Origin of the sequence: Edaphobacter aggregans DSM 19364 (assembly GCF_000745965.1) — a bacterium.
GTDB lineage: Bacteria > Acidobacteriota > Terriglobia > Terriglobales > Acidobacteriaceae > Edaphobacter > Edaphobacter aggregans.
In genome coordinates this window covers 1-17,821 of record NZ_JQKI01000069.1, presented here as the reverse complement: position 1 = coordinate 17,821, position 17,821 = coordinate 1, and the positions used below count along the sequence as shown (strand labels likewise).

Sequence of the window (17,821 nt, the reverse complement as noted above, 5' to 3'; positions counted from 1 at the left end):
TCTGTGGAAGTTCAGAGGATCAAAGAGGAGCGGCCGAGCGCCGCTCCTCTTTGCGTTTTTCGGCGAAGGCAGGGCCATTTAGACTTGAGGCTTGAGCGAGGCGATTGAGAGAGAGCCGGCGCCGGAGACGGTAACGGTACGCGAGACTGTGGAGTTTGCCGCGGTGTGGCTGCTGGTGCGTGTGCTGGGAGTGCTTCCGCGGCGCACGGCGCGCGCGGCAGGAGCGGCGATCGGCGGGCTGGCGTACCGGGGGCTTGGGAGGCTGCGGCGCGTGGGGCTGAGGAACCTGGAACTGTCGTTTCCCGAGATGAGCGCGGGGGAGCGTGAGCGGATTCTGCGAGAGGTCTACCGCAACCTGGGGTGGCTGCTGGCGGAGTTTTGCCTGATGCCGGGGTACACGGCGGAGCGGGCGAGTGAGTTTATCCGGTACGAGGGGCTGGAGAATTATCTGCGGGCGCGCGAGCGGGGCAAGGGGGTTCTAGTGCTGACGGGGCACCTGGGGGCGTGGGAGTTGTCGAGCTTCTACCACTCGCTGATGGGGTACCCGATGGGGATGGTGATCCGGCGACTGGATAATGCGCTGGTGGATCACTTTGTGAACGAAATTCGGTGTCTGCATGGGAACCGGGTGATTCACAAAGACGACTTTGCGCGGCGGTTGATTGCGTCGATGAGGGCGGGTGAGACGGTGGGGATTCTGATGGACACGAACATGACTCCGCCGCAGGGAGTGTTTGTGCCGTACTTCGGAGTGACGGCGTGTACGGCCTCGGGGATGGCGCGGGTGGCGGCGAAGACGGGAGCGGCGGTGGTTCCGGGATTTCTGCTATGGGAGGAGAGAGAGCAGAGGTACGTGCTGCACTTCGGCGACCCGCTGCCGGTGGTGACGACGGGCGACGCTGAGCAGGATGCGTTGACGAATACGGCGGCGTTCACGACGGCGATCGAGAGCTATGTGCGGCGGTATCCTGAGCAGTGGCTATGGATGCATCGGCGATGGAAGACTCGTCCGGCGGGGGAAGAGGGGATCTACTGATGGCGAAGGCGCGCAAGATTGCGGAGTGGCTGGGGGCTTCTGAGGCGGGAGCGGATGCGGAGATCGCGCGGGTCTCGGGGCTGGAGGGAGCGACGGCGGACGCGCTGGTGTTTGCCGTGGACCAGGCCGCGCTGGATGCGGCGGTGGCGACAAAGGCGGGAGCGATTCTGGCGAGCGCGAAGCTGAAGGGAACCGACGGGGCAGCGGCGGACGCGCGGATTCTGTGGGTGAAGGATGCGCGGCTGGGATTTGCCGTGGCTGCGCGGCGGCTCGCGGGCAGGGCGCTCGAGGCTGGGGTGCATCCGACGGCGGTAGTGGGGCGCGATGTGGTGATCGGTCCGGGAACGGCGATTGGGCCGGGAGTCGTCGTGGGCGATGGGGCGAGGATCGGGGCCGGCTGCGATATTCAGGCGCGGGTGACGATCTATCCCGGCGTGGTGCTGGGGGATGAGGTGGTGGTGCAGGCGGGGGCGGTGCTGGGGTCGACAGGCTTTGGGTACGCGCGCGATGGAGAGACGGGAGAGTATGTGCTGTTTCCGCAGCAGGGGCGGCTGGTGGTGGAGGACCGCGTGGAGATCGGGGCGAACACGACGATCGACCGCGGAGCTTTGGGGGAGACGCGGATTGGGCGAGGGACGAAGATTGATAACCTGGTGCACATTGGGCATAACTGTGTGATTGGGAGAAATGTGGTGATCGCGGCACAGACGGGAATTTCGGGCTCGAGCGTGGTGGAGGATGGCGCTGTGCTGGGCGGGCAGGTGGGGATCGGCGAGCATGCGACGGTGGGAGAGGGAGTGATTCTGGGGGGCGGCGCGGGGGTTCTGAGCGGGAAGAAGATGAGGGGCAAGGGCGAGGTGTTCTGGGGAAGGCCGGCGCGTCCGTTGAAGGAGTATCTGCGCGATCTGGCGCGGCTGAAGCAGCGGTAGGCGGTGGGTTATGGCGATCGTGGTGGTGGGCGGGCACTCGCGGAATATCGGCAAGACGAGCGTGGTGGAGGGGTTGATACGCGGGATGCCGGAGATGCGGTGGACGGCGTTCAAGATTACGCAGTTCGGGCATGGAATGTGCTCGGCGAATGGGGAGCCATGCGACTGCGAGACGTCGGAGCACACGCTGGCGGTGAGCGAGGAGAGAGACAGGGCGAGCGGTACGGACTCGTCGCGGTACCTGCCGGCGGGAGCGGTGCGGTCGCTGTGGGTGCGGACGCGGATGGGCGATCTGGCCGAGGCGATGCCGCGCATAAGGAGAGAGCTGGAGCAGTCGGAGAATGCGGTGATCGAGTCGAACAGCATTCTGCGGTTTCTGCGCCCGGATGTCTACCTGAGCGTGCTGGATCCTGCGGTGGAGGACTTCAAGGACTCGGCACTGCTGTATCTGGACCGGGCGGACGCTGTGCTGGTTCCGGAGGGGGGATTGGGAAGGCCAGGGTGGAAGGGGGTTTCGCTGAGGCTGATGGAGGGGACTCCCGTGCTGACGATGCGGCCGCCGGTTTACGTCAGCGATGACGTGGTCGCGTTTGTCAGGGCGCGGCTGCGGCAGCGGGAAAATGCATCTGAAGAGTAAGTAAATATTGTTGTTTTTTTTTCGACGAACTGTTTGCCCTTGGGAGTATGCTTCTGCGCTTAACACTGGTAGAAGATGCTTCGCCTACGGTGTAAGGCGAAGGGGCTCGGGTTCCGGGGCGCGCGGTGGTTCGATTCGTCGTGGTCCTGGCGGTTTTCTTGTGGGCGCAGGAGAACGTTTCGGGGGCTGTATTCCCGGTTGGGCGGGCGCAATGGATACGACGACGCTGGTTCTGGCAAATGTCTTGCTGTTTGCGCTGTATGCGGGCGTGATGCTGGTAAATGCCAGGGTAGTGGGTGGAACGCGGGGCGCGATGTGGTTTGCGGGCGCGAACCTGTGCCGAGGCGTATCGATGCTGCTGGTGGGGGTGAGCTGGCTGCAGTTGGGGCCGGCGAAGTATGCCACAGCGATCAGTGCTGTGCTTGCCGTTGTGGGGGCGCTGATGCTGCACCATGCGTTTGCGGAGCTGCTGGAGCGCGGAGCGTTGCTGCGCGAGGCACAGTACGGGCTCATCGCCGGACTTGTTGTGGTGGCCGGGTACTTCTTAGCTGTTCCAACGGCGGCACCTCTGCTGGCGTTGGTTCTGTGCGTGACGCTGGGAGTTCAGTTTGCGATTATCGCTGCGGCGATCTTCCGTTACTCGGGAGAAGAGGTAGGCGCGGTGGGGTGGCTGACGAGCCTGGGACTTTCGGCCTACTCGCTGGTATTTCTGCTGCGGGCCGTCGTGGCGTCGCACTACCGATCGCCGGGATATTCCGCCGAGTTTGCGCGGGTGGTTCCGATCTGGCTGATGGCCTGCCTGGTGACGACCGGAGTGACGGCGTTTGGATTCATGTCGCTGACGACGGCGAAGCTGAGGGTGGAGCTGCTGTGGCGTGCCCAGGTGGACGAGTTGACTGGACTGCTGAACCGCTGGGCGTTGAAGCGAGTTGCGATGCGGGAGATTCAGCGCTGCCGCAGGCTGAATGGATCGCTGGCAATCGTGATGATCGATCTGGATGGATTGAAGGTGGTGAACGACACCAAGGGGCATAGCTGCGGAGATGTGGTGCTGCAGGCTGTGGCCGGCGTGCTGCAGGAGACGGTGCGGGGGCATGACTCAGTGGCGCGGATGGGAGGTGACGAGTTCTGCGTGCTGCTGCCGGAGACGTCGCTGGCCGAGGCGATGACGGTGGCCGAGCGGCTGCGTGTGGAGATCCATGACATGGTCGTACGGTATCGGGGAGAGATGGTACGCACACGGGCGAGCCTGGGTGTGGCGTCGTCGGATGTATCGGGGCTGGCGTGGCAGAGCCTGATGGACCTGAGCGATACGGCAATGTACCGCGCCAAGCGGGAGGGCCGTAACCGGGTGCTGGCGGCAGAGCCGGAGGACATACCGGCAGGGGCACTGCTGGAGGCAAGGAAAGAGGGCGCCGTCGCCGAGCATCGAAAGCTTGCGAAGGAAGAGGCCTGAGCTGCAGCAAAGGCGAGCTTCCGGCGCGGGGAAGTATCAGATGGATTGGACCGGCAGGAGCATGAGGTCTTCGATGAGGCCGACCTCTTTCTGGACGAAGGGTTCCGCGTAGCGGACTCCGGCGAGAAGGCCGTAGTGGCGCGCGGTCGAGAAGGTGCGCTCGCGGATGTCGTTTTCAGGAACGAAGAGTCCGCCGCCGGTGGGCTGGTTGGCGTACTGTGAGCGGTAGGCCAGCAGGGACTGAAGACGCTGCTCGATGTGTGGGGTGATGTCGACGACGAAGGATGGGCGGACGTCGGCGTAGAGCGAGGCGTAGAGGATTTTGTAGGGGCGGTGCGGTGCTCCGGGGATGTCGAGCTTTGCCAGGCCGCTGGCGAAGCAGGCCTCGTAGCCGAGCGTTGCGGTCGTGTAGTGGTCCGGATGGCGGCCCTGCCAGTAGGGAAGGATGACGACGCGAGGGCGCAGGCGGCGGAGTACGGCTGCGATCTTGAGGCGATTGGGCTGCGTGTTTTCGACGTTGCCGTCGGGGAGGTCAAGCGCCTCGCGATGGGTGACGTTGAGGATGCGCGCGGCGGCCTCGGCCTCGGCGCGGCGCTCTTCGGCGGTGCCGCGTGTCCCGGACTCACCCTGGGTGAGATCGAGGATGCCGGTGCTCCAGCCGCGGGCGTGCATGGCAAGCAGCGTGCCGCCGCAGGTCTGTTCGACGTCGTCACGGTGCGCGGCGATGGCGAGAATGTCGGTGAGCATGGAAGAGTTGTCAGTTGCAAGTTACAGGGTGTCAGTTGTTGGAAGGGATACTATCAACCTGCAACTGACAACCTGCAACTGCCTCTTAATTTGCTGCGTTGGTGATTGCGTCCATGTAGGCGACGTCGAGGGCGGTGCCCTGAATGGTGATGCGGGAGTTGTCGATCTCGGAGCCGTCGGCTGTGTTGAAGGCGTGAACCTGGCCGCCGTAGGCGGTGTACATCTTGTGCATGTTCTGGACCCAGCAGAGGCCAGTGAGATCGCCGTAGTATTGCAGGTTCTCGTTCGCGTTAGGGTAGGGTACGTGCGAGTTGGGGTCGGCGGGATTGACGGCGGGGACAATGCTGGCAGACTTCGATCCGAGGTCGAAGCGGGTGAGGCAGTTGTAGTTCTGATTCAGCTTGGCACGCTCGCCGTTAGCGCAGCCCTGTGAGCCGATCCATAGGGTATTGTCGTCGCCGAAGAGAAGCTTGGTGTGGTAGCCGTCGGAGATGCCGTATTTGCCAGTAATGGTGTTGGATGCGAGATCCATGGTGGAGAGGAAGCCGGTAAAGAGCCCGTCTGCCAGCAACTGCTGGCCAGCGATGTAGAGCGTGGTTCCGTCGGAGAGCACTGTGGTGGCTCCTCCCGGAACGGATACGCTTCCGATGACGGGCGAGGGATAGTTGGTGGAGGTGGGGAAGTTGTCGACGCGCATCGCACCCTGCTGCAGCAAGGTGATGCTGGAGGCGTTGCCGCCGCACTCGGGGCCACAGTTGAGCACGTAGGCCGTCGTGCCATCGAGCGAGAAGTAGGCTCCGACGGGGCGATCAAGGCTGGGGTTCGTTGCGCTGTCGGGAACCGGAACGACGCAGTAGACGGGAAGGTTGAAGGGCTGGCAGTCGACTGCGCCGGGAACGGCGGGCTGGTTGGCGTTGAGCCTGATGAGCCGGTAGAGCGTGTTCGAGTTGCGGACCATCGCCAGCACGACCGTATCGCCCTGATTGACGGCGACCTTATAGACGTTGGGCAGGTTGAGCGCGAAGGTTCGGCCGGAGGTGTTGTCGATGACGACGAGCTGGCCGATGGCGGAGGCCGCGGCGTAGACGTGGTTGAAGTTGAGCGGGACGGCGATGGAGTCAGACCGTTGCGGCAGCGTGCCGCCGGTGCCGGAGGCGGCCTCCTTGCCGTAGTCGATCCTGGTGAGGCTGCCGTCGGAGTTGGAGTAGACGAAGCCGAGGACCTGCTCGGGGAAGTTGAAGATCATGTTCGGGAAGCCGGAGGCATAGCCCGAGATGTGAAAGGAGGTGTTGGGGTCGAAGATGTTGCTTCGGATGTCGCGAAAGGCGTCGAGGATCTGGAGGCTGCCCTGTGAGCCGTTGACGGTCAGTGAGACCATTACGCGGTTGGCGAGTTTGCTGGGCGGTATGGGCCGGTTGGCGAAGGTGTACTGCGGAAATTTGTAGTAGCGGGTGCCGCAGGAGGCGAGTCCGACAGTGACGGCGGCGATGATAAGGCCGCAGAAGAACTGGGCGCAGAACGACTGGGAAAGGAAACTACGATTCTTCAACGGTGACAGACTCCGAACTGCGCTGCGGACGTGGGGTTGGGGCCACGGCTCGTAGGCCCAAGTATAACAAAGGGAACCGGTCAGAACGGGTTGCACTGAGTCGATCACAATGATTTGGAATGCTACTGCGCAGTGGCTTAGGATGGTTTGGATAAGCTGGAGTGAATGATGAGCAAGGCTGTGGAGAGTGCAGGCAACGGGGCTGCCGGGGTCAGGAGATTGTTTGCGGGCGCGCCGGTGCTGTGCGACGGAGCGATGGGCACGATGTTGTACGCTCGCGGCGTCTTTATCAACCGCTGTTACGACGAGTTGAACCTGTCGCAGCCGGAGATGGTGCGCGGGGTCCATACCGAGTACCTGCAGGCCGGCGCCGAGGTGATCGAGACGAATACGTTCGGAGCCAATGCCTTCCGGCTGGAGCACTATGGGCTTGGCGACAAGGTGCGCGAGATCAACCTGGCCGGCGCGCGGCTGGCGCGGGAGTGCGTGAACCAGATTCGCGAGAAGCAGGCGGTGGATGCCTTTGTGGCAGGCGCCATCGGCCCGCTGGGTGTTCGCCTGGAGCCGCTGGGCAAGATTGGGCTGGAGGAGGCGCGGGTGGCCTTTGCCGAGCAGATCACCGCGTTGGTGGAGGGCGGGGCGGGAGTTGGCGTTGACCTGCTGAGCGTCGAGACGATGACGTCGCTGGTGGAGGCCGAGCAGGCGGTTGCGGCGGCGCGGATGGTTGCGCCGGAGGTGCCGGTGATCGTGATGGTGACGGTCGATGAAGAAGGCAACTGCTTGGACGGCGCCTCGGCAGAGACGGCGGCGCAGCGGCTTGCAGCGACGGGAGCGGATGCGATCGGTTGCAATTGCAGCGCCGGGCCGGCGACCGTGCTGAGTGTGATTGAGCGGATGCGTCCGGTGACGACCCTGCCGCTGGTGGCGATGCCGAACGCGGGTATTCCGCGCGCGGTGGAGGGAAGGACGATCTACCTGACCTCGCCGGAGTACATGGCGAGCTTCACGCGCAAGCTGGTGAAGGCTGGCGCGACGCTGGTGGGCGGCTGTTGCGGGACGACTCCAAGCTACACGCGCGCGATGAAGAGTGCGCTGCGGGCGATGGACGCGATGGAGACGGGAGCTCAGGTGATGGAGCGGCGCGCGGAGTCGCCTTCGGCTCCGAAGGTCGCGCCCCCGCCGCTGGCGCAGCGGTCGAAGATCGGCTCGATGGTGGCCGCGGGCGAGTTTGTCTCGATGGTGGAGATCGTTCCGCCGAAGGGGATCGACTGCTCGAAGGAGATTGCGGGTGCAGCGGAGTTGCACAGGCTTGGCGTGGACGCGATCAACGTGCCGGACTCGCCGCGCGCCAGTGCACGCATGAGCGCGCAAAGCCTGTGTGTGCAGATTCAGCAGCACGTCGGCATCGAGACGATCCTGCACTACACCTGCCGCGACAGGAATGTGCTCAGCATTCAGAGCGATCTTCTGGGAGCCTCATCGATTGGGCTCAAGAACGTCCTGTGCCTCACGGGCGATCCGCCGAAGCTGGGGAACTATCCGGATGCGACGGCGGTGTTTGATGTCGATGCCATCGGTCTAGTGAACATTGTGCGTAATCTGAACTGCGGGCTGGATATCGGGAAGAACTCGATCGGCGAGTCAACCGGCTTCACGATCTCGGTGGCTGCGAATCCTGGGGTTCCCGATATCGACCAGGAGGTTCGCCGGTTTGCTTATAAGGTGGAGGCGGGCGCGGAGTTTGCGATCACGCAGCCGGTCTTCGATCTGCGCGTCCTCGAGGAGTTTCTACGCAGAATCGAGAGCTTCCGCATTCCGGTGATCGCGGGCATCTGGCCGCTGACGAGCCTGCGGAATGCGGAGTTTATGAAGAACGATCTGCGGGTGAGCATGCCGGACGAGATCATGGCGCGGATGGCGAAGATGACCTCTCCGGAAGCTGCGCGTGCCGAGGGCGTGCGCATCGCGCAGGAGATGCTGGCTGAGGCTCGGCCGATGGTGCAGGGCGTCCAGGTCAGTGCGCCCTTCGGCAAGTATGTCGCGGCGGCTCAGGTGCTGGGAATGGCGGAAAGCGTGAGCGCGTAATGGCAGACTTCGAGCAGAGGATGACGGAGCTGGAGGCCGTGGTGGAGCGGCTGGAGCAGGGGGAGCTTCCGCTTGATGAAGCGGTGCGGCTCTTCGAGCAGGGGATGAACTTGTCCGAGTCGTGTAAAAAGGAGCTGAATGAGGCCGAAGGGCGGATTCAGGTTCTCATCGAACGCGCCGGAGGAACGATGCAGGCGCAGGAGCTTGAGGTCGAGACGGACGTGGATGAGGAAGAAGAGGGCCCTGACCCGTTTCGGTTTGAAGAGGGTGAGGACGAGGAGTAACGATTTACTTTACTTTTGCTCATCCTGGACGCTTAGCCAGTAGCTATTCCTTGCCGTCACGGTTAAGGAAGGATACCCGATTAAACTTACGCGAATGGGATGAAAGCCTGGATCCGGCGCGGATGGCCGGAAGCTGAGCGTGTAGCGATTGCGAATATGGTTGCCGATGCGGGCAACACTGGCATCAAGCTCGTTCCGGCTTCCGAAACGAATTGCTTCACCACCTGACAATGCCGCGACCTCGGTTGAGACATCCTTTCGCATCGCATCAAGGAGCATGTTCAAAGGCTCAGCCAAGTTGAAATAGGCAACATAGGAGCCATTGCCAACGTTGAGCGGAGCATTTGAGTGTGCCGGCTCTTTCAATGCATCCTTCAGCCTCGTCATTTGTGGCGTGAATGTCAGAGAGTAGATTGTTGTATTGGTCTCGCCTGTAATGCGCGTGATCTCTTTTGCAGTCGTCTTACTTCCGGCGTCCTGTGGCTGCGATATGAGCAGAATCACCCTTCGATGATTGGCTGGTTGTTGTGCAAGCAGATTCAGGGCGAACTTGAGGGCATCATTGATTGCCGCACCGCTATCTCCCGGATCAGGATGATTGATTGCGTCAGTCCACTGGGCGATATCTGAAGTAAATGGTGATGCTGCCTCGGGTTTACTATCGAAGTTGACGATGGCAACCTGGTTAGGAGCGTTGCCGAGCATTGCGGCTAGCATCGTCTCCAGGCTGATGTATTTGTCGAACTCGCGTACTGCAGCTCCTCCAGTCTGCATCAATACGACCAGTGAGAGCGGCTGATTGCTGGTTTCATCGAGGGTAACCTTCTGGGGAATGCCCTTGTCCCACAGCAGAAAATCATTTGCATGGAGTGAGTAGAAGATTTCTTGGGTTGAGTTTTGAACCAACGCGGGGACGATAACAAGTCTTGATGTTGTATGGAGGACAGTGTCACTTGTCCCGTTTTGCGCCACCAATGGTGCGGCAGATACTAACAACGCGACGCTCGTGAAAGTCCTGAGCACGCGACGATTCTATCGAACAAATGGATCTAGCGGTCGCGGGTGGTGACGAAGCCGGGGACCAGAGGATGCCTCGTTTGGCCTCGGTGGGGGGAGATCTCCCGCTGGAGGAGTCGCTGCGCCTGTTCGAGGAGGGGGTGAGGCTTTTGAACGCGTGCAAGAGGCAGTTGGAGGATGCTGAGGGAAGGATTCAGGTGCTGGTGGAGGATGGGAGCGGTGAGGTGAGGGTGGCGGAGTTGGAGGTTGAAGAACAAGAGGAAGAAGAGCAGGGCTGATAAGAACCCCGGCACGATCACGATTGAGAGCAGGATCCGGGGGGAAGCTGGTGGGAAAACGAGCTGATCTTTAGCAGCAGGGAATGGCAGGATCGGTCCTTATGCGTCTGAGATAAAGCAGCGGCATGACCGAGAGGTATCTCTCTGCCACTAATGGGTCATAGACCGGCCTTTGGGGGCATGAGTTCCTACTGGTGCGGGCCGTCCAACTCACGTTGGGAGCCGGACTTAGCAGACTACAAGCAGGAATGCAGTACTACGGCTGAGCCAGACGGCAACATGATCCATCCGGGCGAAGGACCTCCCCGTCTATCCGCACAATATGAAACCCGAACTTCGTCGAAAGAAGATATGAAAGCGTCTCGCATCGCTCAAAAGGTTCACTGTGAGCTTGGGCTCGTTGCACTGGCTGCGTGTCTTGTTCTTTGTGGTTGCAGCGGCACGGCAGGTAACGTTTTGGCAGCGCCCGGTACGGGTACAGGTTCAGGTACAGGTACGGGAGCGGGTACTGGTACTGGTACGGGAGCGGGTACGGGCGCGGGTACAGGTACGGGAGCGGGTGCGGGTACGGGCGCGGGTACAGGTACGGGAGCGGGTACGGGCGCGGGTACAGGTACCCTACGATGATGTTGGAGGATATTCCACCTATATCTCCCACACGAATCCTCAATACATGCTCGTCGCAATCGGTTGGTGATGATCGAGCGCGGCTGAATTAAAGAGGTTAGAGGCTAGCGGTCGCGGGTGGTGACGAAGCCGGGGACCCAGAGGAGGGCTCGTTTGGCCTCGGTGGGGGGGAGGTCAGCTATGGATTGGCGGGCGGCTTCGGCGTAGGCGCAGGCCGTGTCCATCGCGTACTCGATGGAGCCGTGTCGCTGGAGGATCTCGAGGATCTGTGGGTGGGAGACGTGGGCGAAGCTGCGGTCGGCGAGGACGGTCCGGATGGCCTCGCGATCGGCTCCGGTGCCTCGCTCGAGCGCGTGTATGACGGCGAGCGTCGCCTTGCCCTCGCGGAGGTCGGAGGCTACGGGCTTGCCGAGGACGTCCTCGGTGGCTGTGAGGTCGAGCACGTCGTCGACTATCTGGAACGCCAGGCCGAGGTTGCGGCCGTATTCTCCAAGCTGCGACTCGATCAGTGCGGCGTCGCCGTGTTCGTGCGGGGTGATGGCTGCGCCGAGCTGCATGGACACCTGGAAGAGGCAGGCGGTCTTGCGATAGATGAGGTCGAAGTACTCTTCCTCGTTGATGAGGTGGCCGAGCTTCTCAATCTGGAGGAGCTCGCCTTCGACCATCTGCTGGGTGAGGGATATGAGCAGGTCGAGGACGTGGAAGTTACGCTCCTCGAGCGCGGTGGAGAAGGCCTGCATGTAGAGCCAGTCGCCGGCGAGGACGCACTTGGAGTTGCCCCAGGTGGTATTGGAGGATGGGCGGCCGCGGCGTGTGTCGGCCTCGTCGATGATGTCGTCGTGGACGAGCGTTGCGGTGTGGAGCATCTCGACGACGGCGCCGAGGCGGATGCGGCTGTGATTCGCGTTGCCGAGAGATTTCGCGGCGAGAAGTAGCAGCAGCGGGCGGATGCGCTTGCCGCCGCCGGCGATGAGGTACTGGGCGATGTCGGTGATGACGGCGACGTTTGAGGCGGACTGCTTGGAGAACTCCTGCTCGATGGCGGCGAGGTCGTCGCGGAGGAGGTCGAAGACCTCGGCCGCAGTCGCGATGGAGAGAGTACTCACTCTGATTTCAGAGTAACAGGATGTTCATCGCGAAGAGGTTCCGGCTCGAAGATCGCACAAGATTTTCGAGCCGGAAACTTAGTTGGAGCGGTAGTTGGTGAACTGGAGCTCGACGCCGAGGTCCTTGCCGCGGAGCATTCCCATGATGTCCTGGAGGGTGTCGCGGTCCTTGCTGACGACGCGGACGGTGTCGCCCTGGATGGAGGCCTGTGCCTTCTTCTTGGAGTCCTTGATGAGGGCGACGATCTGCTTGGCCTTCTCGGAGGGGATGCCCTGGACGAGCTTGATCTTCTGACGGACGGAGGAGCCGGCGGCGGGCTCGATCTTCTCGTACTCGAGGTTCTTGAGGGAGACGCCGCGCTTGACGAGCTTCTGGGAGAGGATCTCGATGACGGCCTTGAGCTTGTACTCGTCTTGGGAGGCGAGCTGAATGGTGTCCTGCCCCTGGAGCTCGATGGAGGACTTGGAGTCCTTGAGGTCGAAGCGGGCGTGGACCTCTTTGGTTGCCTGATCGATGGCGTTCTTGACTTCCTGAATCTCTACTTTGCTGACGACGTCGAAGCTGTTATCGGATGCCATGTGTTCTGTTTCCTTCGCGAAATTTTCCGGGTTCTATTATGTCAGGCTTCGGTGGGCCTGGTGGATGGGAAGAGGCGGTGGAAGTTTTCGGTTGTGATGGCTGCGATCTCTTCCGGTGAGATGCCGCGCAGCTCGGCGAGGGCGCGGGCGGTGTGGGCGACGTAGGCGGGCTCGTTGCGCTGGCCGCGGAGGGGGATGGGTGCGAGGAAGGGAGCGTCGGTCTCGACGAGGATGCGGTCGGCGGGGGCGAAGGCGGCGGCGTCGCGGATCTGCTGGGCCTTGGGGTAGGTGAGATTGCCGGCGAAGGAGAGGTAAAAACCGAGGTCGAGGGAGCGTCGGGCGTCTTCGATGTTGCCGGAGAAGCAGTGCATGATGCCGGCCCCGGTTGCAGACAGTCCGGTGGGCTTGAAGTGTTCCGTGATGAGGGCGAGGGTGTCGGCCCAGGCGTCGGCGGAGCCGTATTTTTGTTTCGCTTGCGGGGTGGCTAGCTCGGAGGTGCGGCAGTGGATGATGATCGGCTTGCGGCCGGTTGCGGCGATGTACATCTGGGCGGTGAAGGCGAGCTGCTGGGTGGGGATGTCGGGGTTTTCGACGTGGTAGTAGTCGAGGCCGATCTCGCCGATGGCGACGCAGAGGGGGTCGGCGGCGAGTGTGTCGACTTTTTCTAGGGCGTCTGAGGTGGCGTGGGCGGCCTCCTGGGGGTGGATGCCGGCGGTGGCGAAGACTCGGGGGGTGGTGGGGGTGCGGGGGAGGGATCGGGCGAGGTCGAGGGCCTGGTGCATGGTGGCGGGGCCCTCGCCGATTCCGATAGCGAGGATGGTGTTGACACCTGCGATCTGGGCGCGGGCGAGGACCTCGTCGCGGTCGGCGGGGCGCTCGGTGTAGAAGTCGAGATGTGCGTGCGAGTCTACGAGCATGTCTTCGGGTATCCCTCCCCTCCGTTTGTTTTCGTGCAAAGTATTCTATTGATGAGACTTAGGTTGGTACTTCTGTGTTCAGCGCTTTGTGCGGTATTGATTTTGCTTGGTTGGTGTTTGCAAAGTATTGAATTTTCGTGATTTGGGTGTTTTGGGGCTTTGTTTGGGATTTCCTATATTTAGTTTAGCGAATGAGAGGGAATTAATCGGCAACGTGGATGTGGTTTGGTTTGTTTGGGTTGGGGGAAGTTGGGGCTTGACACGATTTTGGGGGGGTCGGGCTGTGGAAAAGCGAGGGATCAGTCGCTTCGTCCTTCGGACTTCGCTCCGGCCTACGGCAGTGCGGTGCGCCGCGTTGCGGCGGGGTTTAGACGCGGGCTTCAGCTGGAACAGCTGAAGCCCGCTCTACCTCAAAAGCAAGAGCAACGGCAACGGCAAATGCAAGAGCAACGGCAAATGCAAATACGGGGGTTCTTCGCTTCGCTCAGAATGACGGGCAAAAGGCAAAGGCAAAGGCAACGGCAAAGCAAAGGCAACGGCAAAAGCAACGACCGGAAGTTTTGCAGTAGATTGAAGTTCGGGCGACCGTCAGAGCTAAGGGCTGCCAGTTCGCCATCGATGACGGTCCGGTTTTCCATGATCTGTACCGCTTTCCTTTCTCGGGTGGCCAAATTTTGTTCGACCTTTCGGGTGCGCCGCAGAGTTCAACACCAGCGACATTGTCGCAAGCGGCAGCGTGCGACGCACAAGACCGGCAAACTTCTTCGTATGAGCGATAATGATTCAGTTGGGTTGATCTACGGGGTCCCTGGCTAGAGATCGCATGGGTACGTAGAGATATTTACAGCGGCCAGCTTCAAAAGGCTCCCGCTGATTCTGTGTCGTTTGGTTTCTTAGCTTTCTGCAGAAAGACCTACGTGCCGCCTCATGAAGATCCTAAGCTTACGGTTGATAGTTGCGTTGATCATTGGCGTAACTTTAGTTTCATTGGCTTCGTCCTGGTTCGAACTGAGGACAACGAAGGATGCGCTACGCCGGGAGCTCGAAAGTAAAGCTGAAACACTCGGCCAGAGCTTAGCGGCGGCTGCAGAAGGACCCTTGCAGGCCGGAGACACTGCGAGGCTGGAATTGATGGTCCGGCGCTCCACCAACGACGCCCATATGCTGGGAATTGGCATCTACGATCGCGATGGCACTTCGCTGGTCGTAACCCCCGGGCTGGGGTCTCTACTATCGGGCGCGCCGAAGCTCATGACAGACGCACTTCACGGCAATCGCACCGTGAGTGGATTTGTACGATCGGGCTTGAAGCGGACCCACATGGTGGTCGCTCCCATACGCGCGATAGACAACAAAGCAATCGGGGAAGTTATTGTCGTCCATGACGCGACCTACATACGAACCGAGATTTTTCGGGCCTGGAGCCGATTCTTCCTTCGTATGGCGGTCCAGGTACTGGTGATCGCAATCATCACTCTTGTGGTCTTGCGCTGGAGTCTGACGGGCCCGATTGCGCGCATCTCGCAGTGGATGAAGGCACTTCGTACAGGACGACACGCCGTTCAACCCAGAGCACAAGATCTAAATCTTCTATCACCTTTCGCGAATGAGTTGGCCCCGTTAGCGGAGAGCATGTGGCAGGCACGGGCAGCGGCCGAGACAGAAGCCAGATTGCGCAACATCAACGAATCTCTGTGGACCGCCCAGCGGCTTGCGGATCATGTGCGCAACAGGCTAAATGGAAGCAACCTTTTCGTAGTCTCGAATCGTGAACCCTACCGGCACATCCGACAGGACCAAAAGGTAAAGGTCACGATCCCGCCCAGTGGTCTAGTCACGGCAATTGAACCGATCCTTCGTGCTTGCCGTGGAACCTGGGTGGCTCATGGAAGCGGCAATGCGGATGCAGAGACGGTTGATACGCATGACCGTCTCCAAGTTCCGCCAGACGATCCACGCTATACGCTTCGTCGGGTCTGGCTCAGCAGTGAGGAAGAAGATGGTTACTACAACGGATTCTCGAACGAGGGCCTCTGGCCACTCTGCCATATTGCTCACACGCGTCCGACTTTTCGCGCGTCAGATTGGGAATACTACAACAGGGTGAACCAGAAGTTCGCCAATGCCCTCGTCGAAGAAATAGCCGGCGAGGATCATCCCGTGGTGCTGATCCAGGACTACCACTTCGCCCTTTTGCCCCGCTTGATAAAGGACCGGCTGCCCCACGCGAGGGTTGCTATCTTCTGGCACATTCCATGGCCTAATGCCGAATCATTCAGCATCTGTCCCTGGCAACGCGAGCTGCTCGATGGTTTACTGGGAGCCGACCTGATCGGCTTTCACACCCAGGCTCACTGCAACAACTTCCTCAATACAGTGCACAACGTACTCGAAGCCAAAGTCGACTGGGAACACTTCTCTATCGAGCGCAACCAACATCGATCCTCGATTCTGCCATTTCCGATCAGTGTTGAACTCCTTGACGATCATTCCTTGGCGCAGACGGGTATGACTGCTGAGGAGGAGCGTAGTGCGTTGCTTCAGGAACTGGGGATCGAGGTGACATACCTGGGCGTAGGCGTCGACCGCGTAGACTACACCAAAGGGATACTCGAGCGATTCCAGGCAGTTGAGTCGTTTCTCGAACGCTATCCCAAGTATCAAGGTAAATTTACCTTCATACAGATTGGTGCGCCGACCCGGAGTCGTATCAAGCGCTATGCCGACTTCCAGGCCGAGGTTAAAGCTGAGGCTGAAAGGATCAATGAGCGCTTCAAACGGGGAAAGTGGAAAGCTATCGTCTTCCAGAACCGCGAGCACACGCATGAGGAGGTACAACGGTATTATCGAGCCGCTCATCTGTGCATGGTCACATCCCTGCATGACGGTATGAACCTTGTGGCAAAAGAGTACGTTGCAGCGCGACAGGACGAGCGCGGCGTATTAATCCTGAGTCGCTTCACTGGCGCCGCGAGAGAGTTGCATGACGCGATCATCGTGAACCCATATGACATTGAGTCCACCGCCGAGGCAATTGCGCATGCGCTCGAGATGAATGTGAGCGAGATGGTCGATCGAATGCGTCGAATGAGAAGATCCGTCAGGGAGAGAAACATATATTGGTGGGCAGCCACTCTCATCGGTGAACTCTGCGAACTCCGCCTGAAAAAGGCATACACAAATGTCTCTGTAATAGGTAGGGCGCAGGTGGAGAGATAGCTTGCACGACAGCGTGACGACCAGTTTGCTCGATGCTTTTTTGCAACAGCTCAAGACAGCTCCGTCATCGGCGCTGTTGCTGGATTATGACGGCACATTGGCGCCGTTTTGCGTCGATCGCACCCGTGCCTTCCCTTATCCTGGAGCCATTTCGATCCTGGAAGAAATCGTGCAGTCCGGTAGGACAAAAGTCATCGTTATCTCGGGGCGTCCCATCCTGGAGCTGCGGGCACTCCTTGCTCCGATGCACAACCTTGAGCTATGGGGGACGCATGGCCTTGAGCGTCAGTTGACCGACGGAAGCTACAGTTGTGCGCAGATCAACGAGGAAGACGCAGTGTCGCTGACAAAGGCGCGGGAGTGGATCGTCGCGGCAGGACTTTTGTCCAGAGCGGAGTTCAAACTTGGTGGTATCGCTATCCATTGGCGAGGACTACCCACTGCCGAGGCGAGGAGTGTGCAGTTACTCACTCTTGAGGGCTGGACGAAAATAGCCGAGCAATCACGTCTCAAACTGCTCCAATTTGAAGCGGGATTGGAGCTGCGTGTATCACATCCCAACAAAGGCGATGCAGTCAGCTCGATCCTTGCGGGCTTGGAGCCGCGCACGCCCGTCGCATATCTGGGTGACGACTTAACGGATGAAGACGCCTTCCGTGTTCTAAACGGACATGGACTTACGGTGCTCGTGAAAGCTACCTATCGTGAGACCATTGCGAACACGTGGATCAGACCCCCGCAGGAATTGATCGATCTTCTCGAAAGGTGGCTGATTAATATTTCGGGATAGCCTGGTCAGGACCAGGGCGGGTGAACCCTCCGGGAACAGTTAGCGTTGTGACCGTTGCCAAAGCACCCTCGCGCTTGCTAAGTGATTTAGTTGATTTTGCGGCAACTCAGAAATAATCGACCTAGCATAGCTGTCGCGGCAGGAACGACCATTACTGATCGCCCCCTGCACAGATCCGTACGTGCATGTTTACGCATACGGCTCTTACGACACCTCGCGATGTTCCCTACAAGACTCGAGGCCAGGATGGATTCGCTACTTCTTTTCCTGCAGGGCTCTTGCATCCCCTCTCTCTGCGACAGGCCACTAGTACTGTGACCGCTTGAATAAGTAGTTCAGTTTCAGGGTGCCAGCTTCCTTGTGAACTTCCACTTGATGGTGATCTTGTGGCGGTTTGCACTGCGATTCCAGGCTTTGGCTTGGCGGCGGAGGGTGACGATATCCCCGATCCAGCGTTTTCCGAGGCATTGGCGGCTAAAGAGGCCAATCTCGATCTCCGCCTGGTTGAGCCAGCTTCCATGCTTTGGGGTGTAGTGGACAGTAAAGCGCTCCCACAGCCATCCGC

The 17,821-nt window shown here is 60.4% G+C and carries 16 protein-coding genes and 1 pseudogene; 10 read left to right on the top strand and 7 right to left on the bottom strand.

The genetic code is table 11. The annotated features are described in order from the left end of the window. Positions 1-91 precede the first annotated feature (91 nt). From Q363_RS21320 to Q363_RS36480, 4 genes are all read left to right on the top strand, one after another. On the top strand, positions 92-1,036 hold the full coding sequence (locus Q363_RS21320; protein ID WP_084080621.1) for a lysophospholipid acyltransferase family protein: 945 nt from the start codon (positions 92-94) through the stop codon (positions 1,034-1,036). Beyond that, on the top strand, positions 997-1,965 hold the full coding sequence (gene lpxD, locus Q363_RS21315; protein ID WP_245632376.1) for a UDP-3-O-(3-hydroxymyristoyl)glucosamine N-acyltransferase: 969 nt from the start codon (positions 997-999) through the stop codon (positions 1,963-1,965). Before Q363_RS21320 ends, lpxD begins: the two co-directional genes overlap by 40 nt. Positions 1,966-1,975: 10 nt before the next feature. Next, complete coding sequence (locus Q363_RS21310) at positions 1,976-2,602, top strand: hypothetical protein (protein ID WP_035354552.1); 627 nt, start codon at positions 1,976-1,978, stop codon at positions 2,600-2,602. Between the two features lie 211 nt (positions 2,603-2,813). Continuing rightward, a complete protein-coding gene (locus tag Q363_RS36480) occupies positions 2,814-4,058 on the top strand; it encodes a GGDEF domain-containing protein (protein WP_051979107.1) in 1,245 nt (414 codons plus the stop codon). Positions 4,059-4,094: 36 nt separating this feature from the next. On the opposite strand, the gene bshB1 is transcribed toward Q363_RS36480, so the two are convergent. Continuing rightward, complete coding sequence (bshB1, locus tag Q363_RS21300) at positions 4,095-4,805, bottom strand: bacillithiol biosynthesis deacetylase BshB1 (protein WP_035354551.1); 711 nt, start codon at positions 4,803-4,805, stop codon at positions 4,095-4,097. Positions 4,806-4,890: 85 nt separating this feature from the next. Continuing rightward, positions 4,891-6,354, bottom strand: a complete 1,464-nt coding sequence (locus tag Q363_RS21295; protein WP_035354549.1) for a hypothetical protein — start codon at positions 6,352-6,354, stop codon at positions 4,891-4,893. 168 nt (positions 6,355-6,522) lie between these two features. Here Q363_RS21295 and Q363_RS21290 point away from each other — a divergent pair, with 168 nt between their 5' ends. Both Q363_RS21290 and xseB (Q363_RS21285) read left to right on the top strand, forming a co-directional pair. Further along, a complete protein-coding gene (locus tag Q363_RS21290) occupies positions 6,523-8,439 on the top strand; it encodes a bifunctional homocysteine S-methyltransferase/methylenetetrahydrofolate reductase (protein ID WP_035354547.1) in 1,917 nt (638 codons plus the stop codon). Next, positions 8,439-8,723 (top strand): exodeoxyribonuclease VII small subunit, encoded by a 285-nt coding sequence (gene xseB, locus Q363_RS21285; protein WP_051979105.1) that lies wholly within the window; start codon positions 8,439-8,441, stop codon positions 8,721-8,723. Before Q363_RS21290 ends, xseB (Q363_RS21285) begins: the two co-directional genes overlap by 1 nt. 9 nt (positions 8,724-8,732) lie before the next feature. Here the strand turns inward: xseB (Q363_RS21285) and Q363_RS21280 are convergent, their stop codons facing one another. Beyond that, complete coding sequence (locus Q363_RS21280; RefSeq protein WP_169747074.1) at positions 8,733-9,719, bottom strand: VWA domain-containing protein; 987 nt, start codon at positions 9,717-9,719, stop codon at positions 8,733-8,735. Positions 9,720-9,829: 110 nt separating this feature from the next. On the opposite strand from Q363_RS21280, the gene xseB (Q363_RS21275) reads away from it, so the two are divergent. Continuing rightward, positions 9,830-10,018 (top strand): exodeoxyribonuclease VII small subunit, encoded by a 189-nt coding sequence (gene xseB, locus Q363_RS21275; protein ID WP_342667441.1) that lies wholly within the window; start codon positions 9,830-9,832, stop codon positions 10,016-10,018. A gap of 385 nt (positions 10,019-10,403) precedes the next feature. Then, positions 10,404-10,715, top strand: coding sequence for a hypothetical protein (locus tag Q363_RS38730; RefSeq protein WP_157467284.1), 312 nt, complete (start codon positions 10,404-10,406; stop codon positions 10,713-10,715). Between the two features lie 34 nt (positions 10,716-10,749). Here Q363_RS38730 and Q363_RS21270 read toward each other — a convergent pair whose 3' ends face one another. The 3 genes from Q363_RS21270 to Q363_RS21260 all read right to left on the bottom strand — a co-directional run bounded on the left by Q363_RS21270 (position 10,750) and on the right by Q363_RS21260 (position 13,247). Beyond that, complete coding sequence (locus Q363_RS21270; RefSeq protein ID WP_035354545.1) at positions 10,750-11,751, bottom strand: polyprenyl synthetase family protein; 1,002 nt, start codon at positions 11,749-11,751, stop codon at positions 10,750-10,752. A gap of 78 nt (positions 11,752-11,829) precedes the next feature. Next, entirely contained in the window at positions 11,830-12,330 is a 501-nt protein-coding gene (locus Q363_RS21265; protein WP_035354543.1) for a YajQ family cyclic di-GMP-binding protein, read from the bottom strand. Positions 12,331-12,371: 41 nt separating this feature from the next. Continuing rightward, entirely contained in the window at positions 12,372-13,247 is an 876-nt protein-coding gene (locus Q363_RS21260) for a TatD family hydrolase (RefSeq protein WP_035354541.1), read from the bottom strand. A gap of 1,671 nt (positions 13,248-14,918) precedes the next feature. Here Q363_RS21260 and Q363_RS21250 point away from each other — a divergent pair. After that, positions 14,919-16,466 (top strand): alpha,alpha-trehalose-phosphate synthase (UDP-forming), encoded by a 1,548-nt coding sequence (locus Q363_RS21250; RefSeq protein ID WP_245632377.1) that lies wholly within the window; start codon positions 14,919-14,921, stop codon positions 16,464-16,466. A 1-nt stretch (position 16,467) separates the two neighbouring features. After that, a complete protein-coding gene (gene otsB, locus Q363_RS21245) occupies positions 16,468-17,256 on the top strand; it encodes a trehalose-phosphatase (RefSeq protein WP_051979103.1) in 789 nt (262 codons plus the stop codon). Between the two features lie 341 nt (positions 17,257-17,597). On the opposite strand, the pseudogene Q363_RS21240 reads toward otsB, so the two are convergent. Next, positions 17,598-17,821, bottom strand: a pseudogene (locus Q363_RS21240) (IS630 family transposase); the annotation flags it as partial.